The sequence below is a fragment of the Primorskyibacter aestuariivivens genome (assembly GCF_028023675.1).
Lineage (GTDB): Bacteria > Pseudomonadota > Alphaproteobacteria > Rhodobacterales > Rhodobacteraceae > Marinovum > Marinovum aestuariivivens.
In genome coordinates, this window is sequence record NZ_JAQIOZ010000010.1 from 85,978 (window position 1) to 111,460 (window position 25,483).

The following is a 25,483-nucleotide window of genomic DNA, read 5'->3' on the forward strand; positions in this document are numbered from 1 at the left end:
CGTTTATGCTGTCCCGGCCGTAGTGGGCGCAGAGGCACTTACGCAGTCGGACGCAACAACCCTGAAAATAACGACCCGAACGCTCGATATCAGTGGCCGGGCGGCAACTGTTAAAGGGATCGTGGATGCGTCAGGAAGATCTGGCCTGGTTCTTGATCCCGCGGCACGTTTCCGGGTCGACCTGTCCAACAACCTGAACGAAGAAACCATCGTGCACTGGCATGGACAGATTCCTCCAAACGTCATGGACGGGGTTTCGAACACGAACCCCATGATCGCGCCAGGCACAAGCCGCTCGTTCGACTTCATGCCGCGTTCAGGCACTTATTGGATGCATAGCCACGTTCCAGCCCAGGAAATCGATCTCCTCGCGGCACCGCTGATCGTGCGCAGCCCATGGGACATAGCGAACGACAGGCAGGAAGTCGTGATGTTCCTGCACGACTTTTCTTTCCGGTCCGGCGAGGAAATCCTGGCGGACTTTACCTCAGGTGCTGCGATGGATCACGGCAGGGTCCAGGATGGCAGCCAGATCGGCGCGAAACCGCGACAGATCATTGGCAGCCACAGCTCTGATCCCATGCAGATGCCCGGCATGGCCGGAATGGACCACGGTGCGATGGCGATGCCCGGCATGGATCACGGGGGCATGACGATGGATTTGAACGACTTCGAATTCGACGCCCATATTGCGAACGACAGGACTCTCGACGACCCCGAGATCGTGCCAGTCGACAAGGGGGGAAGTGTTCTCCTGCGCATCATCAACGCCTCTTCGATGACGGCATTCTGGATCGATCTTGGAGGATCGAACGGCGAACTGGTGGCAGTTGATGGAGATCTCGTAGAGCCAAGTTATGGAACGCGGTTCGGGGTCGCCATGGGTCAGCGACTGGATATCGAAGTGCGGATTCCCACAGACGGCACAACCGTGCCTGTTCTGGCCCTGCGCGAGGGGGCACGAGAACGGACCGGGCTCATCCTCGCGCCCGCTGGTGCGCAAGTGCCCAAAATCGCGACGATGAGCGACAACACTCACCCGGCGTTTTCCGGAGATGTTTCGTTGGAAACGGCGCTCCGGGCGAAGCATCCGCTGGCATTCAAGCGGCCCGACAGGACCCACATGGTCATGCTCGGCGGCGCGATGTCGCCCTACTCATGGACGATCAACGGTCAGCTGTGGGGAAGGCACACTCCAATCGCCGTTCTTCAGGGCGAGCGGATCGAGATGATGTTTCACAACATGTCGATGATGGCGCACCCAATGCATCCCCATGGGCACGTCTTTCAAGTCGTCAATGTTAACGGGATGCAAATTGCAGGAGCCGTCCGCGATACCGTCCACGTCCCTGCCATGGGCATGGTGACGGTGGCTTTCGACGCTGGCGAAGTCGCGCCCTGGATGCTGCATTGCCATCACATGGCGCATATGGCGACCGGAATGATGACGGAGCTGGATGTTCGAAGTGTCTGATGTGGTGCGGTAATTCGGATTTTCGGGAACCTTCCACGCTGGAGGGTCGTTTTGTTGGCAGAACATACCGGAGGTTCACCATGTCCAATACGACACAACAGAACGCAGACGTGTCGCGAGAGGGGTCTCGAACCGATCGTGACACGGATACCCACCGCCCAGGTTCGGCCTATGGCCGCTTCTTTGCCATGGTTGGGACGTCGACCGCGCTGATGTTCGGTCTGATGTATCTGAACACATACGCTTTCGAGCACATCTACTGGAGCGAAACCCGATTTTACATGATGTTCGTCATGGGGGCGACAATGGCGATGGTCATGCTGCTCTTCATGTGGGGCATGTACCGCAACGTGGCGGCCAACGCGGCAATCCTGTTGGGTTCTGCGGTTCTTTTTGCCGGAGCCCTTTGGCTGGTGCGCAGCCAGGAAACAGTTCAAGACGAAAGCTGGATGAGTGCCATGATCCCGCACCACTCAATTGCGATCATGACCAGCGAGCGGGCTGAGGTCACTGACCCGCGTGTCGCCGCGCTTGCGAAAGAAATCGTTCATGCTCAGAACCGGGAAATCGCGGAGATGCGGTTCCTCTTGGCCGATATCGCAGCAAACGGCGAGGCGGGTCCTGACTGGCCACTTGGCAAGACCGAAGGTCCGACGCCGATTGAAAGTCTGTCTCAGGCGATTTCAACGCCGGTTATCGCGGGAATTCGTCCTGCTCCGCTGTCGGAAGAGGAAATCACCCGCGTTCTTGGAGCAGACCCGGCCTGCACTTTCGTTCGTGCTGTGAACGCCGATCCGGTTCTAGCGACCGATGGGAGCGGCAACGGCGTGGCAAAAGTATCGGGCGCACTCGTGACGTTCCAAGCAGACGGTGGTGTTTCGAATGGGGGCGTCATGAGTGGCGATGGCGGCCGGTTGACGGTTAGTCCAGGCGAAGGAAACGACGGGGAAGATGCGACGCTTCTCTTCGAACTGACCAGCGAACCAGCGCTTGCCGTGGGCTTCATGGGTTACTGGAACTGCGCCGCCTAACGGGGAAGAGATTATCGTGCCGAAGGATACAGCATCTCACGAGAAAAAGGCCGTTCTCTACCGAATGGTCATGGCAGATCATCTCTGCCCCTATGGGCTTAAATCGAAAGACCTACTCGAGCGCAAGGGATACGAGGTTGAGGATCACCACCTTACGTCGCGCGAGGAAACCGACGCGTTCAAGAAGAAGCACGCCGTCGAAACGACGCCTCAAACCTTCATCGATGGTGAGAGGATCGGCGGCTATGACGCGCTACGGCAGCACTTTGGACAGGAGGTGCGTGGAGCGGACGAGACCACATATCAACCGGTTATCGCGATCTTCGCGGTCGCGCTTCTAATGGCCCTCGGGCTCAGTTGGGCGTTCTTTGGGTCGATCCTCACAATCCGGGCCTTCGAGTGGTTCATTGCGATCTCGATGTGCTTTCTCGCGGTACAGAAATTGAAGGACGTCGAAGCGTTCTCAACGATGTTCCTGAACTATGATTTGCTCGCGCAACAATGGGTGCGCTATGGCTATGTTTATCCGTTCGGGGAGGCGCTGGCCGGCGTTCTCATGGTTGCTGGCGCTCTGGTCTGGGTAAGTGCACCAATCGCGCTTTTCATCGGGACCATCGGCGCTGTTTCGGTCTTCAAGGCGGTCTATATCGACAAGCGAGAGTTAAAGTGCGCCTGCGTGGGGGGTGGCTCCAATGTGCCGCTTGGCTTCGTGTCGCTCACCGAAAACCTGATGATGATCTTTATGGGGCTATGGATGCTTACGCGCGCACTTGGATGGATTTGACCTGAAGAGGCTGAGTATGAGGAATCTCGCGTTTGCGGCCGTGGTCGCGTTCCAGCCCGCTATTGCCCTCGCATCTGAGACCGTGACATTCGACGGGAGCTGGAAGGAGCAGGGGTTCCTGCGTCTCTTTTCCAACGATTACATTCAGCGTGGACGGCAGCTGGATGTGATCTCTGATGGCACGGTTTCGCTGTTGTGGCGCCCCGTCGGGAAGTCTCATCGTTCGGCGGAAACCGCCAGCTGGGCGTGGCGTGTGCGGGAAGGTGTCTCCGCGACGGATCTCACGATCAAAGGCGGGGATGATCGAAACTTGTCGGTCTATTTTGTCTTCGTGGATCCAGACCGCGCCAATGCGCTCGCTGGCCAGAACGCGCGCCGCATCTTGCGAGAAGACTCCGCGCGGGCCCTGATCTACGTGTGGGGTGGTGCGCATGAGTTGGGGTCTATCTTACCCAGCCCGTACTCGCCACGGTTGCGCACAATGGTCCTGCGAACTAGCGATGCGGGCGAACATTGGGAAAGTGTCGATCTGGCGAGAGATTTCCGAACCGCATTCGGCGAGAACCCAGGCACGCTGGTCGGACTGGCTATTTCTGCCGATAGCGACGACACGGACGGAAGAATTGTCGCCTGGGTTGCGGACCTCGTACTGGAATAGCTTCCTCAATCGCGTACGACGTTTCTTGTCGAGGCACGATTGAGCGCTTCAAGCACGAGTGTCTGGCTCAGGACTTCCGGCAGAGCGATGCCGGACGGGGCTTCTGGCCCGAACACGATGTTGAACGGAATGCCGTACCGGCCATGGCGTTCCAGGAATCGCGCGATCTCGTCGTCAGGTCTCGTCCAGTCTGCCTGCATCGCGATAACCGCCTCGTCGCTTAGTCGGTCAGCGACAGAATCGCGATCCAGAACCAACGTCTTGTTGGCCTTGCAAGTGAGGCACCAATCAGCCGTGACATCCACAAAAACCGTGTGGCCCTCCGATACGTGCCGAGCGATGTCCTGCGGAACGAATGCCTGCCAATAGGTGGTCCCGGTCGAAGCCTCGGATCGCTGTTGCGAGGAGAACAGCCCGACGCCCACGAGCGGTATTGCGAGGCTGGCGGCCATCAAGATGCGCCGCAGAGACACGGATGACCATTCCGTCATGGCCAGAAGAATGAGCACGCCGACGGATACGGCCACCAGCACCGTCGCGCGCCACCCGGCCACACCGACGAGAACGAAAAGAAGCCAAGCGGCAGTCGCGAGCAAGAGAACGCCGAGCAACATCCTGACAAACAGCATCCAGCGTCCGGGACGTGGTATACGTTCGATCAGTGCAGGTCGCGCGGCGATCAGAACATAAGGCGAAGCCAGGCCGATGCCGAGTGCCGTGAAGACGACGAGAACGTCGACCGCGTTACCGGCCAGAGCGAATGTAATCGCCGTCCCGAGAAACGGAGCCGAGCATGGCGTGGCAAGAATTGCCGCAAGCAGGCCGGTCCCGAAATCGGCAGCATATCCGGCGCGATCACTCCCCGCACCGAGGCGGTCCTGGATGCCCACTGGCAAGGCGATCTCGAACAGACCGAACAGGTTTGCGGCGAAAGCGGCGACCACGATGAACATCAAAGCGACAAAAATGGGGTTCTGAAACTGGATACCCCAGCCGACCGAAACGCCGATCCATTTGAGAACGAGAATAAGCACTGCGAGCATCCAGACGAATGTCAGAACACCAAGAGCTGAAAACAGAAAGCCATTGCGGATCACACGTCGGGGCTGGTCTGACACTTTCAGAACCGAGGCGAGCTTGATCGACAAGACGGGAAGTACGCAGGGCATGACATTGAGGATCAGCCCTCCGAGGAAAGCGACCGCTGCAATCAAAACCAGCTGAAACGGGCCGCTTCCAGATGCGGAACGGGCATATGGCGGGGCAGGGATGTCCGCACTCAACACCACGGGAGCCGTGACCGCCCGATCCGCGTCCGTGACGGTCATGAGAGGCGCTACGTAATCGTCCGACCACGCGTTCAGCGGAATCCGAGCCCAAAGCTCGGACCGGTCAGGGCTGAGCCGGATATCCGGTTTGCCGAAAGTCACAAGCGGTCCGAACTCTGGAAAGATATCGACCGTCTGGAACGGTTGGGTGCTCTGAGCGGTCACGAATAGCGAGGAAGTCTTTGCATCGAGGGCGACTGTATCGATCTCGATATCGCTTTCTTCTGGCGCGGCCGGCACCTGAAAAACGAAAGTGGCGATTGCGTTGGCTGAGGCCCGATCAATACCTGTGCCATTGGCCAGATCCAAAGCGAGATCGAAGGTGTGCGGCACGCAGACGTTGGAACACGTCAAAAGCGCCACGCGAGCGCGCAATTCTAAAGGCTCGCCTCGATCTTCCAACATCACCCGGATTGGCAGGACGACCTCGCCAGAATACCCGAAATTCTCGATGCCGAAGGCTTCAAAGCGTTCCGGTGCGGGCCAGAGGATTTCGGCTGAAGCGAGATTGGATGAGCCCGTCCAGTCGATTTCGGGAGCCAGCCCAACTTCACCAGGCGTTCGCCAATACCCTTTCCAGCCTTCACCATATTCAAGGACCAACCCAAGCGAAATAGAGACAGCGTCCGGGGCGACGCCGTTTTCAGCCGAGACAAGTCGAGCGTTGACCGCCGAGTTCGAATAAATGTTCGACTCCGCGGCACGAACGCCTTCGGTCAGTGTGAGAGCGACCAAAGACGCGACAAGCGCTAGGAGGCACAAAGAAAACCGGGAAGCCCTGACGCGTGTCCCCATTCAACGTAGCGCTTCAGGGAGCGTAGCGAGAGCCGTCTCAAGATCAGTTATCGGCAAGCCGCGCGCGATCCATCCAGGGCCGCGGCGAGACCCAAGCATGCCTTCCGAGACGTCGATGAAGCCCGGATATCCGGCGCGCTTGAGGGCTGCGAGCAGCCGCGCGCTACGACCCCCAGTGGCACAAATCAAAGCGACGGATCTTTCAGCAGAAAGATCGCGGGCCGCAAATAGCCGTTGCTCGAAACCTCGCTCGTGCATGCTGATAGGCCATGCACCCTTCGCCAGACCGGTCTCGGTCCATTCCGCACGTGTACGCACATCGATCAGGGAAATGGCATCGTCTTCAAGAGCGTCAGCAGCCTCCTGAGCCGACCAGATGTCGCGGGTCACTGCCCGCGCAAGACCGGGCATCACACTGATGCCCGCAACGAGCGCCAGAAAATGTCTTCTCTGAAAGCGGTCTCCGATCCTCATTGTACAACCTTAGCAAAAGATCTTTTCGGGGTGGATGGTATCACGCGGACATACAGGCTGAATCCCAACCATCCTCGCGTTCCAGATCGATAATTTCGCGGAGCATCCTATCGCTGATTTGCCCTTGAACGACAGTACGGCCAATGACGAGTGCAGGTGTGCCAACAAAGGAAAACACACGCGCAAGAGCGGAGCTGTTTTCCAGTTCTCGGACAACCTCGGCGCTCTCCATGTCCGAAACCAATTGATCCTCATCGACGCCAAGATCGCCGGCGAGGCGGGACAGATATTCAGGCGACGCCTGGAACGGTGTCTTCATCAGTCTCTCGTGGAACGAGACATAGGCGCCCTGACGTTTCGCTGCCAAGGCAGCTTTGGCAGCGAGGTTTGAGCTGTCACCTAGCAGAGGCAGTTCATGCCAAGCGACCGCGACTTCATTCGGCATCGAATTCGTCATCTCCGCCAGCCGCTTGGTTTGAACGCGGCAGTATGGACAGTAGTAATCTGAGAATGAGGCCATCGGCACTCTGGCCGCGCTTGTCTCGAGGTCACCATAGAGCGCGCCGCAGATATTGTCTGAAACACGTTCGAAAGCGGCTTCCTTGCGCGCGACAATCTCGGCACCCTCTGGTGTGTCCAGCCCCACAAAAAGATCAAACCCGCCCGACGTGTCGCCCGCGACATACTTTCGGAAGCCGGTTGGGTTTTCGAGCGGCTCGAGTTCCAACTTTTCGGGCAGAAGGGAGGGAACGGTGCGCAAAGCTGCATATCCCGCGACAATCGCGCCAAGCGTAAGTAGGGTCGATCGCTTCTTGGAATCCATGCCACGCCCTTGTTGGTCCGTGCCACTGGGTATCGTCACGTCGCGGCGCAGGTCAACTTTACAAACTGATACATTTCTCGCCGTGAGATCAGGGCGTTGAGCACGTATAACTTACATCATCGCTATTGGGCGACAAGCAGTGCACGTGGAGGAGAAAATGTACCGATTAGGAGTACCGGCAGTGTTGTTCGCTACACCGGCCTTGGCCGACGCGGATGGCTATGGCCACATGTCGGGCTATGGATATGGAATGGGCATGATGTTCGGTCCGATCCTCTGGATCATCGTCTTGGGTCTGGTGGTCGCAGGTATCATTTGGTTCGTTCGCAGCTCTGGCGTTGGAGACCAAAGACCGGGAAAATCTGATGCCATAAGCGAACTCGACCTGCGTTTCGCCAAGGGTGAGATCGACGCAGACGACTATGCCGCCAGGAAAAAGCTGCTGACCGACAAATAGCCACGCAGGGCGAAAAACGGGGAGGGAAGACCTCGTCACTCTCTCAAACAGGCTGAGCCCCACATCCAACTGAATGGAAGTAGCACAAGTGACCGGCAAACACCTTGGCATGCTCGCTGCCGGAGGATCCGCTGTCCTCCTGCTGGCCGCATTTGTTTTTCAGGCGCTTGGCTATGCACCTTGCGCGATGTGCATCTGGCAAAGATATCCGCATGGCGCGGCAATTGCTGCCGGCGCGCTCTTGGCCGTCGGATTGTCACCCGTAGGTCTCATGGTCATCGGCGCTGCAGCCGCGGCTACCACATCCGCCATTGGCGTTTTTCACACGGGTGTCGAACGAGACTGGTGGCAGGGTCCAACATCTTGCACGGGGTCGGGGCTGGATCTGTCGAACCTTTCCGGATCGGACCTCCTTCCGTCAGCATCATCTGGTCCATCAACTCTGGTGATGTGTGACCAGGTCGCATGGGAATTTCTCACTCTGTCAATGGCCAGTTGGAACGCCTTGTGGAGCGCTGCTCTCGTCGGGCTATGGCTCCTCGCATTCGCTCGAGAATGGCAACATCGCCAGGCTCAGAGTACGTATTCGGCCACCTAGCCTTGCAAGTATGCGATAGTTTCGGCGACGACCGTCAGTAACGCTACCGAAAGCCCAAAGCTCAGGATTGCAATAATGGTCACGGCAAAATTCCGTGGGCCAAGTCTGACGTATGGCCGTAGGGTCTGGGACTGTTTGATTGTTGTGATGTACAGCGGCAGCGCGCTCACCATCGTTGCGTAGAGATAAACACCCGAGATGTTTTCAAAGAATGCAGAGCGCGCAAGCGTCGGCGCGACAACGCTCAAAGCTGTTTTGCGACTACCACCAAACGACCCGAACCAATCCGCTGACAAGACATAGATCAAGGCGTGCAGCGCGAGAAACAGAAAAACCCGAACCCCGATATCCACCAATACAAACATACTTGGGTCTCGGTGACGCGCCGTTCGCTGTTGCGCAACGGCAAACAGGAAGAAACTCAGATAGTTGATGGCAAAGACGACCGGTAGACCGTTGGTCGCAACCTGTCTGAGAAACCGCCCGAGCGCGGGACCCCCTCCGAGCAATGCTGAACCAAATCCCGGGGCGAGCAAGACATAGAGACAGAGAACTGGAACCAGCGCCGCGAGGCTGAACAACAGGACGTTTCTCACGAAATGAACACCTGGCATATCCGTGGAGAAGTATCGTTCCATGTGGCTAGGCTGACATAGCGATCACAGCAAGTCGACCTGCATGCAGCTGGCTTTGAGAAATGACAGCTGTCACTTGTGACCGGCATGGTTCGTCTCGTTCACTGGAAATGCCTGCACGGCGCGCTTTGAGATCCTGCCGACGTTACACAAGCGCGTGTGAAACAGACTTTCTTCTTGAATTACCAGTACATGTAGAATGTACCATCGGTTGAACCGAGCGCGCCGCGGGCTCGCCAACTGACGAAGAAAACCGGAATTGAACCAAATGCTTACGAGACGACATTTCATCGCGACCGGCACGGCGCTTTTCTCAACGCCGATTGCACCTCCCGTGCTCGCAAGTACTTGGCCGACAGCGTCGCAAAAAGCGGCCTGGGATGCGCAGGTGACGCCTGCGAATTTCGATCTTGAGACCTCGAACCCCTGGGGTCTGCAACCGCGTTTCCTGCCGCGCCGGGTTGAAGCGCGGGCTGGTCTGACGCCGGGAGACATCCATGTCGATGCAGTGGCACGGTATCTCTATCATATCGAAGAGGGCGGGACAGCGATGCGATATGGCGTGGCGATTGCCCGTGGCAATCTTTACGAGCCGGGGACCTACACGATCCGACGCAAGGTCGAGTGGCCGCATTGGACGCCAACCAAGTCCATGATCGAACGCAATCCGGAATACGCCCAGTTCGAAGACGGGCAGGAGCCGGGTCCAACGAACCCCCTAGGCTCGCGTGCACTGTATCTGTTTGTCGGCCAGCGCGACACGTACTTGCGGATCCACGGATCACCGCAATCGAGGTCGATTGGCGGGCGGGCCAGCTCTGGATGTGTTCGAATGGTCATGGCGCACATCAACGAACTCTATCCCAAGGTCGCAGTTGGCTCGACGGCCCACCTCTACTCTGCCGAAGATAGTGTCACCGCCCGCAGCTAGGTTGCCGGCTTGACGCAGATCGGATTGCCGCCAGCCGTCCTGAGCGGCAATGGCGTTGTTTCAACCGGACCCGCATGCATGTACCAGTAGCAGTTGTCCTCGGGCCGAAAGTACGCGGTCGCGAGGTCCTGGTTTGGTGCTGCCAGTTCTACGATATTTTCCGGTAACTGCGGGCGTGACGACGCGCCTTTTGAATTCGAGAAAGACTCCGAGCAAGCCCCCAAAGCCAAACCGGTTGCGAGGAAAATCGTGCTTCTTATGTACATAAATCGAAGATCCGTCTGGCTGGTCTGACATCGGTTGCATTGTGTCACAGGTTTCCGAACCATAAGAAATAGTCTTCCCTGCGTCAAATCGCTATCGCTCAGAAAAGATAGGCCCAGCGAGTAAGGCTTCTGTCGAGAACCAAAGTATAGCAGTGCGTACGAAACCTTTCCAAGTGGGGCAGATCACGTTAATCTGAAGTGTATCAGAATGTAACGCACCCAAGTCATTGACAGACTAGGATTTTACCTTCATCGTTTTGACAATGAACGGTTTCTTTGGGATATCTCAAGTGCTTGCTGCAGCTTTAAACCTACTGGCAGTGGTCTCTTTGGTTCTGGCATCATCCGGTGCGGGCCACGCTGAAAGCCATTCCCTTGGGCACGCACAGACAGAGACGATTGTTGGACATGGCGCAAGCGCCGCTGACGAAGTACCAGACCACTCTTCTATCGCTTCATTTGCCGCGTGTAATACTGATAAAACGACCTCGGCTGGACAGCAAACGTCAGATAATTGTTGCAGCGGATTCTGCATGTCTGTTGCGTTGCATCAATCGCACAATGCCGCGTCACATTTTGCGTCCGTCGAAAGCTACGTGCATCATGTCGAACGCGAGACGTCGGTAAATGCACTTGCTTTAGAACGCCCCCCTCGACACCTGATCTGATCCTTAAGCTTTGAGTTTTGTCATGCGGTTCTAGTGCCGTCGTGTCACACGTCTCTTACAAATCAGGTACCATCCATGAAATTCTATATCTTTCCGGGGGCCGCTGCCCTCGCGCTCGGCGCGTGCAGTGTTGACCCCACACCCTTGCCTAGTGTGGCCGATCAACAGGCAGTTTCAAACGCGTCCGTGTCATCACCAATTCAATATCAGAACCCCTTGGCCGGCTACACCTATCGTGCGCCGACCGGCCCACGTGATTGGCGATCTGTCAACGAAGAACAAACGGAGGGTAACTGATGCGTGTTTCAAGACTATCTCTAATTATCGGGTTTCCACTGTTCTTGGGCGCCTGCGCGACGGCTGTTCCGGGTATCTACACCGAGCCAAAGGCCGGGTTCGCAAATGTGTCGAGCCAAACGACGGCAGCGATTGGCAAACGTACCGCCTTTGCAGAAACGCAAGCTGAGAACGAAGCCTTGAAAAAGCAAGTTCGAGCGTTGGTCTACCGCAAAACACTGTCCGCAGACACCGCGGTTCAGGTTGCTCTGCTGAACAATAAAGGTCTGCAAGCCGCGTATGCCAACGTCGGGCTTTCGGCTGCTGAGGCATGGCAACAGTCCACGCCCCAGAATCCAATTGTTTCAATTGGGCTCGTTGGAATTGGAGCACCCGAACTGGGGCTCTATCGGAGTATAGAAGGTCTGATCCGAACAAATATTCTGGATGCGACGACTCGAAAGCAACGAATGGCAATCGCTGAAACTGCATTCCAGCAGGCCCAGCTGACAGCAGTGAACGATACGCTTTCCTTGGCCGCTGAAACGCGAGCTGCCTGGATTGAAGCCGTGTCCGCTTTCGAGACAGTCGGTTATCTCAGGCAGGCAAAGGCGACGTCCGATGCTGGGTCTGAGTTGGCCCTGCGCTTGGGGGAGACTGGGGCGCTTAACAAGGCAGGCCAGGCGCGGGAACAGGCGTTCAACGCTGAACTTGCCGGGCAATTGGCCCAGGCTCGGCTCAATGCCGCGCGTTCTAAAGAGAACCTTGCAAGACTTATGGGGTTGTGGGGATCAGACGTTGAGTTTTTTGTTCCTGATGCTTTGCCACAACTTCCCAGATCGATTGGCCGTGTCACAAGTATCGAAGCCAAGGCATTGGCCAACCGAGTAGATTTACGCGTCGCCCAGTTGGGTTTGGAAGCACAAGCACGCGCTTTCGGCCTCACGGACAAGACTAGGATCGTAAGCGATCTTGAACTTGTTGTCGGAGCTGAGTCGGAGCGGGAACGTGAGGACGGTCGAACCGAAACCGAAACGTTGCCACAGCTTGAGTTGGAATTCGCAATCCCAATTTACGATACGGGCAAAGCGCGTATGCGAAAAGCGGAGCTGATGTATTTGCAATCGGCGAATGTATTGGCGGAAAAGGCCGTCAATGTGCGCTCTGAAGCACGCAGCGCAGAGACTTCCTACCACGCATCCTACCAAATCGCGCGCCATTACCGCGATGTTCTTGTTCCACTTCGAACAACCGTCGAAGAGGAGGGTTTGCTGTCCTACAACGGCATGATCACCAACACTTTCGAGTTGCTTACTGACGTGCGCGAAAAACTAGGCGCGTCACTGGAAGCAGCAAATGCAAAGCGTGAATTCTATTTGGCCCAAGCTGACCTGACCGCTGCCATCTACGGCGGTGGTGAAGGCAGTGCTGGCGCTGGTGGAGAAGGCGCATCACTTGCTGCCGGTGGCGGCGCAGGACACTGAAAGGAACTGACATGTTAAACAGACGTCAATTACTCGGAGCCGGTGCCGCTGGTGCCACACTGGTTTCTTCGCAAGCATGGGGTCAGACCCTGAACATGGGCTTGCCTGAGGCTGCTCAAATGGACAGCGCCGCTACAGCGGTCACGCCCAGGCCGTCGTCAGGTGTGGATTACAATCCTGTCGTCACACTGAATGGCTGGACCTTGCCGCACCGTATGAACAACGGGGTGAAGGAATTTCATCTTGTAGCCGAGCCGGTCGAGCGAGAGATGGCCGACGGAATGATCGCGCACCTGTGGGGTTACAATGGCCAATCGACCGGCCCGACTATTGAGGCCGTAGAGGGCGACCGTATCCGAATCTATGTCACCAACAAGCTGCCGGAGGAGACGTCGGTCCATTGGCATGGGTTGATACTGCCCTCAGGTATGGATGGCGTGGTCGGTTTGAGCCATCCGGGGATCAAACCCGGCAAGACTTTTGTCTATGAGTTCGATCTCATCAAATCTGGTACCTTCATGTACCACCCTCATGCGGATGAGATGACCCAAATGGCTATGGGCATGATGGGCATGTTCGTGGTCCATCCCAAGGACCCGACCTTCATGCCCGTCGATCGGGACTTCCTGATCATGCTGAATGCCTTCGACATTGATCCCGGGACATATGTGCCGCGCATCATGACAATGACCGACTTCAACCTTTGGACTTGGAACAGCCGGATTTTCCCGGACATAGACCCGTTGGTCGTGAACAGAGGCGACAAGGTCCGTGTTCGTGTTGGCAACCTGACAATGACAAACCACCCGATCCACATGCACGGATATGATTTCAAGGTCACTTGCACGGATGGTGGATGGGTTCCTGAATCTGCCCAATGGCCAGAAGTTAGCATCGACATTCCCGTTGGCGCCATGCGGGCATATGAATTCGTAGCCGACAATTTGGGTGATTGGGCGATTCATTGCCACAAATCGCACCACACAATGAACGCTATGGGACACGATGTGCCAACTTTCATCGGTGTGAACAAAAAGCAACTGACCCAGAAGATCCGCGAATTCCAACCGGAATACATGCCGATGGGGACTGCCGGTATGGGCGATATGGGCAAGATGACCATGGAATTGCCGGACAACACCATTCCTATGATGAACGGCTGGGGTCCGCATGGACCACTCGAGATGGGTGGCATGTTCTCAGTCGTGAAGGTGCGTGAAGGTATCGATACAGACGATTACTCTGATCCCGGCTGGTATGAAAACCCTCCGGGTGAGCAAGCATATGAATGGACAGGCGAGTTGCCTGAGTTCGCTTCCAACAACAGCCCACAAACCATCCTCACACCCAAACCAACCTCGAAGGGCTGACCTGCCTTTCGACAATCTTCAAACACTCAGAAAACACAGGAAAAACCGATGAAGAATCTTCTTTTGACAACTGCTATCGCGTTCGCTTTGGGGATGCCGGCATATGCCGCAGGCACCCATTCTGGAGGACATGATGAAGTAAAGACCAAAGAGGCCCACGGTCACGGCGTCGGCGGCCACGGAAATGATGGCCACGGCGATGCGCACGCAATGATGGCGGCGGGCATGCCGGGTATGGCAGATGAAGTAACACGCATGATAGATGTGATCATGCGCGAAACAGATGACGGCGAGATGATCTTTGAGCCCAACACGTTTGAATTTGAACAGGGTGAAACCATCCGATTCAACGTCATGAATAAAGGCGAGCTCGAACATGAGTTTGTGATCGATAATGTCGAGGGCAATGCCAAGCACAAGATGGCGATGGCAGAGATGGATATGGAACATGACGATCCCAATTCGGTGCGTCTTGACGAAGGGAAATCCGGTGAAGTTATCTGGAAGTTCGCCAATGCCGGTACATTTGAATTCGCCTGTCTGATCCCCGGCCACTACGAAGCCGGCATGCATGGGCCAATCAAAGTGTCACAGAAAATGGCCCAGGCGGACGTGGAGTACACCCAAGGCAAGATCAAGAAGGTTGATGCAAAGGGTGGGAAGGTCACCATCGTCCACGGCCCGTTGCTCAATCTCGATATGCCTGCCATGACAATGGTTTTCCGGGCCGATGAGGCCATGATTGCCAGAATGTCCGAGGGCCAGGACATCGAATTCGTCGCCGAGCCGGTAAAAGGCAAACTGACCGTCACAGAAATGAAATGAGAATGCCGGGGGCTATTTCGGCCCCCGGCAAACAACCGTGTAAGGACCAGGTTCCAAGTTCAAACAGAAGTACCGGCTTACACACATGAAACGGGAGCGAAGCTCTCACAACATAAGGAAGAACTAAACATGAAAATTTTTCTCATAGCAACAGCAACCTTTAGCATCACAATCGGCGCGGCTTTTGCCTCCCAAGATTCTACATCAGTCGAGCAGATGCTTCGTTTGAGCAATGACTCCGCAGCCGAGCGCTTGTTGCCAGAAACAAGCACAGGCGATGCCATGGCTGCTAGGAAAAAATTTGCAATCTCAGAGGATTCGGCGGCGGAACGCGACGTTTTGTTGCCTGAAGAGATAAATGCTCACAGCGAAGATATGGCGAAGGAAAAGTTTGCAACGTCGAAAGACTCGGCGGCGGAGCAAGTCGTCCACTTCCACTAGAATGTAGTTCTATGTCAATGGCAACTGAGCAGCGTTCTATAACTACTCAGTTGCCATTTAAACCAATTATGCCGTGGGATAGACGTGATCTCTATTGGCGTGCCCCCATCGGGTGGTCCGATTTGATTGTTAGTGCATCGTTGGCCTCTGGTCCAATGGAACGATGCTTTCCGGCGCAGGCGGGCGGTATCCCAGAGCGCTGTGCGGCCTGACGGTGTTGTAATGGATACGCCATTGTTCGATCAGGATTTGCGCCTCCCTTAGGCTGTAGAAGATTTCGCCGTTCAACAGCTCGTCTCGGAACCGGGCATTGAAGCTTTCGCAGTATCCGTTTTCCCATGGTGATCCTGGCTCGATGTACGCTGTTTTCGCCCCGACGGCGGCAATCCAGTCCCGCACCTTCTGAGCGATAAATTCCGGCCCATTGTCGGATCTTATGTATTCCGGGGGGCCGCGGAGGATGAACAGGTCTGTCAGTGCGTCCAGCACATCGGTTGAGTTGAGCTTGCGATCGACGCGGATCATGAGCGCCTCCCTGGTGTATTCGTCGATGATATTCAGCGTCCGATAGACGCGCCCGTCAGCAGTGCGGTCCTGAACGAAGTCATAAGACCAGACATGGTTTGGACGCTCTGGCCTGAGCCGGACGCATGACCCATCGTTCAGCCAGAGCCGCCCTTTCTTCTTCTGTTTCTGGGGGACTTTCAGCCCTTCGCGTCGCCAGATGCGTTCGACCCGCTTGTGGTTCACACACCAGCCCGCGTTGTTCAACAGACCCGTCACCATCCGATAGCCATAGCGGCCGTACTGGTCGGCCAACTCGATGATATCGTCGGTCAGCCGTTCTTCATCGGCGTGGCCCTGCGGCACCTTGCGCTGCGTGGATCGATGCTGTCCAAGCGTGCGGCAGGCGCGGCGCTCGGATACGCCAAGCTCCTGCCGCACGTGGTCGATGCATTTGCGGCGACGCGAAGGGCTCAGAAGTTTCCCCGTGCCGCCTCGGTCAGAATGAGCTTGTCCAACGTCAGGTCCGACACCGCCCGCCGCAACCTTTGGTTCTCTTTCTCAAGCTCTTTCAGCCGAGCGAGTTGCGACCGCTGCATCCCGCCATAGAGCTTCCGCCATCGATAAAATGTCTGCTGCGTCACGCCGATCTGGCGCACCGCCTCGGCGATCGTCGCGCCTTGTCCCTGCAGAACTTCAACTTGCCGAAGCTTCGATACAATATCTTCGGGCTTCTCTCGTTTTCCAGCCATCGCTGATCCTCCAAGTTACGGGACAAAACTATCCCAGTTGGTGGACCACTTTCAGGGGGCTATTCCAGGTTTTTCCCCGAAGCAGGCGCGACCCTTCGATCTCCGATTTTTGTTTCTCTCAGCCAAAACTTTTTCCTTGAACCTCCAGTTGCTAGAGGGCGTATGCAAGACACTTCAACGTGACTTTGAGAAAACATGATGCGGCTTGATGTCACTTACTAAAGGTGTGGTCACGCAAGGATGCTGTCCCATCGGACGAAGAATTCTGGTGCAAAGCGCAACGCAGTTCGCAGACGCAACGAGGGCCCGTGGGAGAAACAAGAAATGATTGTAAGAATTGAGAGATTTCTACGCCTCGTTGGCATAGCCGCAGCCTGCATACTTATCCCCGCTCAGATACTTGTCTCATTGAGCTATCTGACCGGTCGCCGGATTATCCACTTTGGCACGACACCACTGCAGGAACTTGAGTGGCACATCTTCCTGGCACTCATCTTTCTTTCGTTCGGCCCAGTTTACCTGGCCAATCGCCATGTTCGCATCGATGTATTCAGGGAACGGTTTTCCGAGCGAACACGCGCTTATGTTGAACTCATCGGTATCTTCTTTGCCCTCATCCCATTCGCGCTGGCATTGACATATTTCGGTGCAAGCTTTGCCTGGAAGGCTTACCTAGTCGACGAAGGGTCCCGCGCAGCGCTTGGTCTGCCCAATCGTTGGATTATCAAATCGATGATACCAATAGGCGGGCTTTTAATGCTGCTGGCTGGGCTCGTCAAAGCAAAACAAAGCCTGTCAACTCTTCGCGGGACAGCGGTAGGGACGGGCGCATGATCGAACTATTGCCTCTTTTCATGATCCTCTCGCTTGTTGTGTTTCTTTTTTCAGGCTACCCGGTAGCCTTGGTCCTGACCGGCGTGACAACGGTTTTTACGGCGCTCGCCATTGGGCTGGACCTCATGTCGGTCGCCAAGCTGCAGCTGTTTACCTTAAGGTCTTTTGCGTTACTGGCAGACAGCTTGATTTTTCCGGCTGTGGTACCCCTGATTTTGATGGGCGTGATACTTGCACGCAGCGGACAAATCGAGAGTTTTATGGGAACACTCTCGCATCTCTTGCGCCGAGTGCCAGGTAGTCTTCCAATAACAGTCCTAGTCGTCGGTATCTTGATTGCTCCCTCCGCCGGTCTGATTGGCGCTGCGGTCGGCACCCTCACGATTGCAACGCTCCCAACACTCTTGGCGCAGCGATACAGCGCCTCCGTCGCGACAAGTGCCGTTGCAGCAGCCGGGACGCTTGGGGTGATCCTGCCGCCTGCGGTTATGCTGTTTTTCCTGGCTGATCTGGCGGAATTGCCAATCCTGGAGACCTTCACTGGAGTCCTGCTACCGGCAGGATTGTTGTTCGCACTCTATGTAGTGTATTTTGTCATCCGGGGTCGGTCCGCCCCCGCGGAAGTACAGATACCCCAACCGACGCGGCTGACACTTAAGTCCATGATCAGCATCTTGGGGCCTATTTTTGTTGTTGGCGCCGTACTAGCATCCATCGCAACCGGGTGGGCAACGCCAACGCAATCGGGGGCCATCGGCGCGTTTGCCGCATTTTGCATGATGATATTGACGCGCCCGCTGACGTGGAATTTGTACAAGAAAATTTGCGTCGAGACAGCGACAATCGTCGCCATGGTTTTCCTGATCATCCTTGCGGCCAATGCCTTCACACTGGTCTTCCGGATTTTGGACGGTGATGAAATGGTCGAGGGTTTTCTATTTGCTCTCAATCTTGGAACTTGGGGGACACTGCTCTTCGTACTTGCCGTCGTATTTATCCTCGGTTTTTTCATCGACTGGCTGGAGATTGTTGTGATATCACTCCCGCTTTTCATGCCAGTTCTCGTCGACTTGGACTTTTCTCAACACGTAGGTTCCCCGTTGATGATCAACGTCTGGTTGGCGACGTTGTTTGCATTGGTGCTTCAAACATCCTTCGTCACGCCCCCGTTCGGGTTTGCATTGTTTTTTCTGCGGGGATCCGCACCACCGGGTGTGTCAATGGCAGACATCTATAGAGGTGCAGTTCCAATTGTCGGATTGCAGCTCGTTGTATTGGCGTTGGTTCTCCTTTTCCCCTGGCTTGCTACCGCAATCGCTTCTGGTCTGCGATAAGCAGCAATTTAGAAGACCAAAGCGACTGAAGGTCAGGCCACATAGTGCAGGGGAAAGGAGGTGAGACTTACCCAAGGATACAATAACACAATGAGTAGCGACAAACGTCGCGTTTTCCCTTGAACCTCTAGTTGCTGTAGGTCGTATGAACCCCCCACAGTTTCGAATCCGAGGATAATCCATGCCACATGACGGTGCACAAAACAGTCAGGTCCATTCGCCTGCATCCGAGGACACCTGCGACAGCTGCGGCGGCGGAAAGGCCATTGAGCCAACGAAGGTACAAGCCTCGGATGGTCGCAGCTTCCATGTCAGCGGTCTGGATTGCGCCGAAGAGGTGTCCATCCTGAACCGGGTCGTCGGACCCGCGGTCGGTGGCACGGAGTACCTCGCATTTGACGTCATCAATGCGCGAATGACAGTTCTGGATGGCGGAGAGAACCCGTCCTCAGACAAGATCATTGATGTTGTTGCAACTACCGGGATGACGGCCAAACCATGGGATGCCGAAGACGCCAGCGCAGATCAGGCCGCACATCTGAAGAAACAAAAACTGTTCACTATGCTCAGTGGCGGCTTCTGGGCTGCGGGTTTTCTGTACCACATCGTCGAAACAGGATTTGAAGGCGCAATCGGTTTGTTCTCCGGTCATGGCGAAGCGCCGATGCCCATGGCTGAAGCAGGACTGTTCGCGATAGCTATCCTTTTTGGCGTCTGGCTGGTCGCACCCAAAGCATGGTCGTCGGCGCGCCGGCTCTCTCCTGACATGAATCTGATAATGGTGGTGGCTGTGGCTGGTGCCATCGGGCTTGGCGAGTTTTTCGAGGCCGCAACGGTAGCCTTCTTCTTTTCGCTCTCGCTGTATCTTGAAAGCTGGAGTGTCGGGCGGGCGCGCAATGCTGTCTCCGCGCTGCTCGACCTTGCACCTCCAACAGTCCGGGTGCTCGATGATGATGGTTCGGAAGCCGACGTTCCCGCTGCGGCGGTGGCTGTTGGCGCACGGTTCGTCGTACGTGGCGGGGATCGTATTCCTCTCGATGGAGAAGTTGTCGACGGGGCAGGGGCCGTCGATCAGGCGCCCATCACGGGCGAGAGCGCACTGGTGCCGAAAGAAGCAGGCGATGATGTCTACGCAGGCACGATCAATGGCGAGGGCACTCTGACCGTGCGGGCTACCAAGCTTGCCACTGACACGGTGTTGTCCAAGATTATCCGCATGGTAGGCGATGCCCATTCGCGCCGTGCCGAGGTCGAACAATGGGTAACAAAGTTTGCCCGCATCTACACACCGGTTGTGATGGTGCTCGCCATGCTTATTGCCTTTGTCCCCCCGCTTGTCGCGGGCGGTGACTGGGGCTTCTGGTTCTACAACGCGCTGGTTCTGCTGGTCATCGCCTGCCCGTGCGCCCTGGTGATCTCCACGCCGGTCTCTATCGTCGCCTCCCTTGCCGCCTCGGCGCGCAACGGCGTGCTGATCAAGGGCGGGGCCTATGTCGAAGCGCCCGGTCGCACCACTGCACTGGCCATGGACAAGACCGGCACGATCACGATGGGGGAACCTGAGGTTGCGGCCATATACCCGCTCGGCGGAACAACCGAGCGCGATCTGATGGCACGGGCCGTTGCCCTCGAGGCGCGCTCGTCGCATCCGCTCGCACGAGCCATCCTGGGCCGGGCGGAACAGGATGGGATGCAAGTCGTCGCCGCCGAAGATACCCGTACAGTGCCTGGACGCGGTCTTGAGGGCGAGCTTGATGGCCAATTGATCTGGTTGGGTTCGGACCGGTTTGCCGAGGAAAAGGGCCTTGGCGGGGACATCCCGACAGACCTGCGCGATCGGATCGAAGGGGCGGGGAGCACGCTGGTTGCCATAGGCGATGCCAATGGAGTGAGCGGTGTGCTGGAACTGCGCGACCGGATCCGGCCCGATGCCAAGGGGATCGTTGCTCGTCTGCATGCGCAGGGGGTCAAGAAGATCGTGATGCTTACCGGCGACAACGCGGCAACAGCAAGGGCGGTTGCCGCTGAAGTGGGGATCGACGAGGTGCGCGCCGAACTCCTGCCCGAGGACAAGGTCACCGCCATTGAGGAACTGGTGACACAGTACGGAACTGTCGCGATGATCGGGGATGGTGTGAATGATGCGCCGGCGATGGCACGCGCGCATTACGGCATCGCTATGGGAGCCGTGGGATCGGACGCCGCAATTGAAACGGCCGATATCGCGCTGATGACAGACGACATTGGCAAAGTGCCATGGCTGATCGGGCATTCCCGCCGAACCATGGCAATTATCAAGCAGAACATCGGGCTGTCTCTTGCGACCAAGGCCGCATTCGTGGTGGCAACAGCCTTCGGCATGGCCTCGATGTGGGGCGCGATCGCGGCCGATGTTGGCGTTTCCCTTCTCGTTGTCGCCAACGCCTTGCGGTTGCTGCGCGCGCGCGACAACGACGATGAACCGCGTGGTGGCGATGAGGTTGGCGAAGAAATGGCAAAGGCGGCACTGGCGCACGGTCACTAGCAATGTGACTGGCAAGAACCAGTGGGAGCAGGCGGTTTGCAACTGTTAGATTGGATTGAACGTTGGGTGCAGACTATTGCCCCTCGGTCAATGGTGCCCTGACCGACCAAAGCGGCAAATGGTCCCGCCGTAGCTAGAGTTCGGTCTGTCTGGAACTACCGACCTTATCGTACCCTGAACCGGCAAGGGCAAAAAAACCGCCAAATCCTCAAGGGTTTTGCCGGGGTTTTGTCCAGACTAAGCAATTGACCTGGCATGGGGTGGGTTAGGGCAGAGCAGCAAAAAAGGTCGCTTATGTCCCGCGATAATTGTCACAAGCATCAACACCTTCTGCGACCACATCGAGAAGGACGTCCACATCATTCAAAAGAGCTGTAATGCGCGGGCTGCTGATACGGTAGCGGATGAAACGTCCGTCGCGGTCGCTGGCGACAAGCCCACAATCCAGAAGACACCTGAGATGGTTGGAGACGTTTGGCTGCAATAACTTCGTGCAAGTCACAATCTCATGAACGGCCAACGGCGCTTCGCGCAAGGCGTCGAGAATCGCGAGGCGGCTTGGGTCCGCAAAACCGCGAAACAGCTTCGCTCTTCTCTCAATAGCGGTTGTCCCACTATTGCAGCAGGCGACAATTTGATCCATATCACTACTCACTGATATATTATTTCTTTTCCCACTTTAGCAGGAGAACTGCGATCATGGCCAACGCAGAAAGCGCGATAGCAGATATCCCATCCTTCCGTTACCGCGTTTCCGGTATGGATTGCGCCAAGGATGCCGCCCAGATCGAGCGGGCGGCGCAATCTGCAGGTATCGCGCCTGACGCCGTGAAAGTGTCTACTGCAACGCACATAATGACTTTGACAGCTCCCGAAGCGCGCTTGCCGGAAATTGAAAAAGCCGTCGAGACAACAGGGTATGGGTTTGACCGCATCGAGAGCGACGAAGATATTCAGCAAGGTGCGGCCCATCAGGACCCTGGCTATCGCCGCGCGCTCTGGATCGTTGTGATCCTGAATGTTGGTTATGGCGTTCTTGAAATGATCGGCGGGTTCATTGCCGGGTCACAGGCCGTGAAGGCCGACGCGTTGGATTTCATTGGCGACGGCGCAATCACCTTCCTCGGCCTGTTGGCCATCGGCTGGAGCCTCGCTTGGCGAGCGCGGTCGGCCCTGATCCAGGGCATCTTCCTCGGCCTGCTTGGTCTTGGAGTCTTTGGCACGACCATCATAAGGGCATTCGAGCCGACAACCCCAGACGCCACTTTGATGGGGATTCTGGGCCTGATTGCTCTTGTGATAAATGTCATCTCCGTGCTGCCGTTGCTGCGGTACCGCAAGGGCGACGCGAACATGCGCGCTGTCTGGCTGTTCTCGCGCAACGACGCCATCGGCAACGCCGCAGTCGTTATCGCCGCCGGGCTGGTGGTTTGGCTAGGCAGCGCATGGCCCGATCTCATCGTAGCCTTCGGGATCGCCGGACTGTTCCTGCACTCGTCATGGGCGATCATCCGCGACGCGCGGGCCGATCTGAAGGCGGTGGCATGAACAGCCGCGTTCTCGGTGGGCTTTGCGCCATCGCCGCGTTTGGTGTTGATCAGGGCACCAAGGCTCTTGCCCTGAACTCCCCGGCGCTTGAGAACGGGGTCGAGGTTCTGCCCTTTCTCAACCTCGTGCGGGTTTTGAACGATGGGGTCAGCTTCGGTATGCTCGGCGGGGTCGTACCCTGGTGGGGTCTGGTCGCACTTGCTGCCGTGGTCGTGGCATGGCTGCTGATCTGGCTGTGGAAGGCTCCGGACAGGCTGACAGGTGCGGCGCTCGGTCTGATCATCGGAGGCGCGCTTGGCAATATCCTTGACCGTCTGCGCTATCAGGCCGTCCCTGACTTTCTCGACTTCCATTACGGGTCATACCACTGGCCGTCCTTCAACTTGGCTGACGTGGCGATCTTTTGTGGGGCAGCATTGCTGTTCTGGGACAGCTTTCGCACCTCGAAAGTCAGGCCGGAAAATCGGGAACAAGACAATCGCAAGGGAGATGTCACGGGGGGATAACAGCTAACAGGCAAAGAACTTTGGGAGGGAATTCGGCTTGAGATTTTTGGATTGGATTGACCGTGGCATTCGCGGCATCGGCGTCGTGACTGCGTGGCTGACAGTTGTTTCGATTGCTGCTTATGGCGCGCTTCAGATGCTGGATCGCAAGCTACAACTTGGCGTGTCGAGCTATTTGCCGGACCTGTCCACGTCACTGCTGTTCATCCTAATTTTCTTGACCTTTGGGTATACCTATCTACGCGACGGTCACGTGCGCGTTGATGTTCTTCGCAGACATTGGTCCGCGCGCCGCATTGCGTGGATCGAACTGATTGGCGGCCTTTTTGTCCTTCTGCCGCTCGCCGCCATCCTGACCTACTACGGATGGGACGGTTTGATGCGCACCACGAAATTCGCGGAAACCCAGTTGTGGGCACAACGCATTGCCGGGGTCATCGGCCCCATCCTGCTGGCTCTTGCCGGGATGATCGTAGCCCTGCGCAACGTCGCCTTTCTGACAGGGAGACGTGCGCAAGGTGCACCGGAACAAGCAAGCGGCCTGCACAATGGTGAATGAGGTCCTCACGATCGCCATGCTTGTCGTGATGGCCATCGGGGTCTTCAGCGGCTTTCCGGTGGCTCTGGTGCTCGCGGGGACAGGCTTCTTGGGGTTTGTCGCTGCGGTCTGGGTCGGTATCACTGATTTTCAGCATTTGGGGCTGATCTACCTGCGAGCCCGTGGTGTATTGACCAATGAATCAGTCCAATTCACCAGCGTTCCAATGCTAATATTTCTCGGACTGATCCTGAATGCCAGCGGGGTTGCAGAAACCATGTTTCGCCTGCTGGGGCGTCTTCTGACAGGCGTTCCCGGTCGCTACGCCATTGCGACTTTGCTGATCGGTCTCGTCCTCGCTCCAGCCGCCGGGGTGATCGGTGCTTCCGTCATAACTGTGGCATTGGTGGCTTATGCTCCGATGATGGCGTCGGGCTACGCACCGCGAACAGCGGGAGGTGCTGTTGCGGCCTCTGGTGCACTGGGTGTAGTGTTCCCGCCTGCCGTGATGCTGTTCTTCATCTCGAACGTGTTCTATCTGCGCATCGGATTGATGTATGTGGCCCTCATCGTGCCTGTGCTTCTGATGGTCATGGCCTTCGCGATCTATTTTGCCGTCACCTTGAGAAAAACGGTCGAAATCCCGCTGGACACACCCAAGACCAATCTTGTGTCAGACCTCTTGTTCGTCCTCGCGTCTGTCGCGGTCATCGCATCCATTCCGCTCAGCATCATTCTGGGCTTTGCGACACTCACAGAGGCGGCTGGAGTAGGGGTTTTTGGCGCGCTATTGGTCGCGCTGGCGCGAAAGCGCTTGTCTTTCTCATCGTTGAACTCTGTCACGGTGCAGACAAGCACGATGACGTCGATGGTCTTCTTCATCGTATTGGGCGCATCGGTATTCTCGCTCAGTTTCCACCTGGTCGGTGGACCGGACGTCATCTTCGAGTGGATATCCGCATTCGATCTCACCCGGTGGGAACTGTTGGCGATCCTCCTTGGCGTGATCATCATACTTGGGTTTGTTTTTGACTGGATCGAGGTGCTGCTGGTCTTTGTACCCGTACTGATGCCGATTATTTCAGAGCTCGACTTCGCAGATCACGTCGGCTCTGCCTACTTTGCGCAGATCTGGATCGCTGGCCTGATTGCGTTGGCCTTGCAAACGTCCTTCCTGACGCCTCCTTTCGGCTATGCCCTGTTTTTTGCTAAGATGGCGGCACCGAAGGGTATCAACCTATCCGATATCTATCGCGGAGCGGTACCTCTTGTTGCCATTGAGATTGTATTGATCGTGGCGCTGATCTCGTTTCCTCAGCTTATCACTTGGCTGCCTGAGATGGCCCTTGGGACCGCAGATATGCCGCAGCTGATACAGCGGTGACAGATGTTGCATACTTTGGGTATCGGCTGTGATTGATCCTATTGGGAGCGAAATTGCTTGAACCTCTAGTTGCTAGAGGTTGTAGCATGTGTGTTGAGCTGTGGAGGAGCTAGACTTGCGATAGCAATCTCGCCTGTTTCAAAGATCTTCTGATCGTGTCCTAGAGAGAGTGACAAGAGAAGTAGAGCGTCTCCTGCGTTGCAAGAAGAGCATCGACGCAAGGAGATCAGCGGCAGTATTT

27 protein-coding genes are annotated in these 25,483 nt (G+C 56.5%); 20 read left to right on the top strand and 7 right to left on the bottom strand.

Translation table 11 applies throughout. The features are described 5' to 3' along the window. The first annotated feature begins 22 nt into the window (after positions 1-22). The 4 genes from PGB28_RS11830 to PGB28_RS11845 all read left to right on the top strand — a co-directional run bounded on the left by PGB28_RS11830 (position 23) and on the right by PGB28_RS11845 (position 3,947). Complete coding sequence (locus PGB28_RS11830) at positions 23-1,474, top strand: multicopper oxidase family protein (protein WP_333908233.1); 1,452 nt, start codon at positions 23-25, stop codon at positions 1,472-1,474. Positions 1,475-1,554: 80 nt separating this feature from the next. After that, the gene (locus PGB28_RS11835) at positions 1,555-2,505 is read left to right on the top strand and encodes a DUF305 domain-containing protein (RefSeq protein ID WP_271421724.1); all 951 of its coding nucleotides are present in this window, start codon (positions 1,555-1,557) and stop codon (positions 2,503-2,505) included. Between the two features lie 70 nt (positions 2,506-2,575). Next, positions 2,576-3,289: a MauE/DoxX family redox-associated membrane protein gene (locus tag PGB28_RS11840; RefSeq protein ID WP_456300296.1), complete on the top strand. Its 714-nt coding sequence runs from the start codon at positions 2,576-2,578 to the stop codon at positions 3,287-3,289. Positions 3,290-3,305: 16 nt separating this feature from the next. After that, a complete protein-coding gene (locus PGB28_RS11845) occupies positions 3,306-3,947 on the top strand; it encodes a DUF3047 domain-containing protein (protein ID WP_271421726.1) in 642 nt (213 codons plus the stop codon). A 5-nt stretch (positions 3,948-3,952) separates the two neighbouring features. On the opposite strand, the gene PGB28_RS11850 is transcribed toward PGB28_RS11845, so the two are convergent. From PGB28_RS11850 to PGB28_RS11860, 3 genes are read right to left on the bottom strand one after another with little or no spacing between them, the layout of a single operon-like run. Further along, on the bottom strand, positions 3,953-6,010 hold the full coding sequence (locus tag PGB28_RS11850; protein ID WP_271421727.1) for a protein-disulfide reductase DsbD family protein: 2,058 nt from the start codon (positions 6,008-6,010) through the stop codon (positions 3,953-3,955). Between the two features lie 60 nt (positions 6,011-6,070). Next, positions 6,071-6,544: a rhodanese-like domain-containing protein gene (locus PGB28_RS11855; protein ID WP_271421728.1), complete on the bottom strand. Its 474-nt coding sequence runs from the start codon at positions 6,542-6,544 to the stop codon at positions 6,071-6,073. Positions 6,545-6,584: 40 nt separating this feature from the next. Further along, the gene (locus PGB28_RS11860; RefSeq protein WP_271421729.1) at positions 6,585-7,367 is read right to left on the bottom strand and encodes a DsbA family protein; all 783 of its coding nucleotides are present in this window, start codon (positions 7,365-7,367) and stop codon (positions 6,585-6,587) included. Positions 7,368-7,548: 181 nt separating this feature from the next. Between PGB28_RS11860 and PGB28_RS11865 the strand changes: the two genes are divergently transcribed. Together PGB28_RS11865 and PGB28_RS11870 are read left to right on the top strand one after the other, a co-directional pair. Continuing rightward, the gene (locus tag PGB28_RS11865) at positions 7,549-7,824 is read left to right on the top strand and encodes an SHOCT domain-containing protein (RefSeq protein ID WP_271421730.1); all 276 of its coding nucleotides are present in this window, start codon (positions 7,549-7,551) and stop codon (positions 7,822-7,824) included. 109 nt (positions 7,825-7,933) lie between these two features. Continuing rightward, positions 7,934-8,422, top strand: a complete 489-nt coding sequence (locus tag PGB28_RS11870; protein WP_271421800.1) for a disulfide bond formation protein B — start codon at positions 7,934-7,936, stop codon at positions 8,420-8,422. On the opposite strand, the gene PGB28_RS11875 is transcribed toward PGB28_RS11870, so the two are convergent. Further along, on the bottom strand, positions 8,419-9,060 hold the full coding sequence (locus PGB28_RS11875) for a hypothetical protein (RefSeq protein WP_271421731.1): 642 nt from the start codon (positions 9,058-9,060) through the stop codon (positions 8,419-8,421). The two genes, PGB28_RS11870 and PGB28_RS11875, sit on opposite strands and share 4 nt — an antisense overlap. 265 nt (positions 9,061-9,325) lie before the next feature. Between PGB28_RS11875 and PGB28_RS11880 the strand changes: the two genes are divergently transcribed. Next, positions 9,326-9,988 carry a L,D-transpeptidase gene (locus tag PGB28_RS11880; RefSeq protein ID WP_110796866.1) on the top strand — a complete coding sequence of 221 codons (663 nt, stop codon included), beginning with the start codon at positions 9,326-9,328 and terminating at the stop codon, positions 9,986-9,988. Here PGB28_RS11880 and PGB28_RS11885 read toward each other — a convergent pair. Next, positions 9,985-10,254, bottom strand: coding sequence for a hypothetical protein (locus tag PGB28_RS11885; RefSeq protein WP_110796946.1), 270 nt, complete (start codon positions 10,252-10,254; stop codon positions 9,985-9,987). The genes PGB28_RS11880 and PGB28_RS11885 overlap by 4 nt on opposite strands. Before the next feature lie 263 nt (positions 10,255-10,517). Between PGB28_RS11885 and PGB28_RS11890 the strand changes: the two genes are divergently transcribed. The 6 genes from PGB28_RS11890 to PGB28_RS11915 all read left to right on the top strand — a co-directional run bounded on the left by PGB28_RS11890 (position 10,518) and on the right by PGB28_RS11915 (position 15,318). Then, positions 10,518-10,922 (top strand): hypothetical protein, encoded by a 405-nt coding sequence (locus PGB28_RS11890; RefSeq protein ID WP_271421732.1) that lies wholly within the window; start codon positions 10,518-10,520, stop codon positions 10,920-10,922. A 75-nt stretch (positions 10,923-10,997) separates the two neighbouring features. Then, positions 10,998-11,219 (top strand): hypothetical protein, encoded by a 222-nt coding sequence (locus PGB28_RS11895; RefSeq protein WP_110796868.1) that lies wholly within the window; start codon positions 10,998-11,000, stop codon positions 11,217-11,219. Then, entirely contained in the window at positions 11,219-12,682 is a 1,464-nt protein-coding gene (locus tag PGB28_RS11900) for a TolC family protein (protein WP_271421733.1), read from the top strand. The genes PGB28_RS11895 and PGB28_RS11900 overlap by 1 nt, the downstream gene beginning before the upstream one ends. 11 nt (positions 12,683-12,693) lie before the next feature. Continuing rightward, the gene (locus PGB28_RS11905) at positions 12,694-14,052 is read left to right on the top strand and encodes a multicopper oxidase family protein (RefSeq protein WP_271421734.1); all 1,359 of its coding nucleotides are present in this window, start codon (positions 12,694-12,696) and stop codon (positions 14,050-14,052) included. Positions 14,053-14,100: 48 nt separating this feature from the next. Next, the gene (locus tag PGB28_RS11910; RefSeq protein WP_271421735.1) at positions 14,101-14,877 is read left to right on the top strand and encodes a copper-binding protein; all 777 of its coding nucleotides are present in this window, start codon (positions 14,101-14,103) and stop codon (positions 14,875-14,877) included. 129 nt (positions 14,878-15,006) lie between these two features. Further along, on the top strand, positions 15,007-15,318 hold the full coding sequence (locus PGB28_RS11915) for a hypothetical protein (RefSeq protein WP_271421736.1): 312 nt from the start codon (positions 15,007-15,009) through the stop codon (positions 15,316-15,318). A 129-nt stretch (positions 15,319-15,447) separates the two neighbouring features. On the opposite strand, the gene PGB28_RS11920 is transcribed toward PGB28_RS11915, so the two are convergent. Next, positions 15,448-16,574 (bottom strand): IS3 family transposase gene (locus PGB28_RS11920; protein WP_271421737.1). Its coding sequence is split into 2 segments (ribosomal slippage): positions 15,448-16,310 and positions 16,310-16,574, totalling 1,128 coding nucleotides; the frame shifts between segments, so codons are not numbered across the junction. 408 nt (positions 16,575-16,982) lie between these two features. Between PGB28_RS11920 and PGB28_RS11925 the strand changes: the two genes are divergently transcribed. The 3 genes from PGB28_RS11925 to PGB28_RS11935 all read left to right on the top strand — a co-directional run bounded on the left by PGB28_RS11925 (position 16,983) and on the right by PGB28_RS11935 (position 21,266). Continuing rightward, positions 16,983-17,408 carry a TRAP transporter small permease subunit gene (locus tag PGB28_RS11925; protein WP_271421738.1) on the top strand — a complete coding sequence of 142 codons (426 nt, stop codon included), beginning with the start codon at positions 16,983-16,985 and terminating at the stop codon, positions 17,406-17,408. Continuing rightward, on the top strand, positions 17,405-18,742 hold the full coding sequence (locus PGB28_RS11930) for a TRAP transporter large permease (protein ID WP_271421739.1): 1,338 nt from the start codon (positions 17,405-17,407) through the stop codon (positions 18,740-18,742). Before PGB28_RS11925 ends, PGB28_RS11930 begins: the two co-directional genes overlap by 4 nt. A gap of 181 nt (positions 18,743-18,923) precedes the next feature. Continuing rightward, positions 18,924-21,266, top strand: a complete 2,343-nt coding sequence (locus PGB28_RS11935) for a heavy metal translocating P-type ATPase (RefSeq protein ID WP_456300297.1) — start codon at positions 18,924-18,926, stop codon at positions 21,264-21,266. Positions 21,267-21,558: 292 nt separating this feature from the next. Here the strand turns inward: PGB28_RS11935 and PGB28_RS11940 are convergent, their stop codons facing one another. Next, positions 21,559-21,909 carry an ArsR/SmtB family transcription factor gene (locus PGB28_RS11940; protein WP_058314138.1) on the bottom strand — a complete coding sequence of 117 codons (351 nt, stop codon included), beginning with the start codon at positions 21,907-21,909 and terminating at the stop codon, positions 21,559-21,561. Positions 21,910-21,965: 56 nt separating this feature from the next. Here PGB28_RS11940 and PGB28_RS11945 point away from each other — a divergent pair, with 56 nt between their 5' ends. From PGB28_RS11945 to PGB28_RS11960, 4 genes are read left to right on the top strand one after another with little or no spacing between them, the layout of a single operon-like run. Next, positions 21,966-22,814: a cation transporter gene (locus PGB28_RS11945; protein WP_037207713.1), complete on the top strand. Its 849-nt coding sequence runs from the start codon at positions 21,966-21,968 to the stop codon at positions 22,812-22,814. Beyond that, positions 22,811-23,320 carry a signal peptidase II gene (gene lspA, locus PGB28_RS11950; RefSeq protein WP_058314162.1) on the top strand — a complete coding sequence of 170 codons (510 nt, stop codon included), beginning with the start codon at positions 22,811-22,813 and terminating at the stop codon, positions 23,318-23,320. Before PGB28_RS11945 ends, lspA begins: the two co-directional genes overlap by 4 nt. Before the next feature lie 37 nt (positions 23,321-23,357). Next, the gene (locus PGB28_RS11955) at positions 23,358-23,879 is read left to right on the top strand and encodes a TRAP transporter small permease subunit (protein WP_271421740.1); all 522 of its coding nucleotides are present in this window, start codon (positions 23,358-23,360) and stop codon (positions 23,877-23,879) included. Then, positions 23,830-25,242 (top strand): TRAP transporter large permease, encoded by a 1,413-nt coding sequence (locus PGB28_RS11960; protein ID WP_271421741.1) that lies wholly within the window; start codon positions 23,830-23,832, stop codon positions 25,240-25,242. The genes PGB28_RS11955 and PGB28_RS11960 overlap by 50 nt, the downstream gene beginning before the upstream one ends. Positions 25,243-25,483 lie beyond the last annotated feature (241 nt).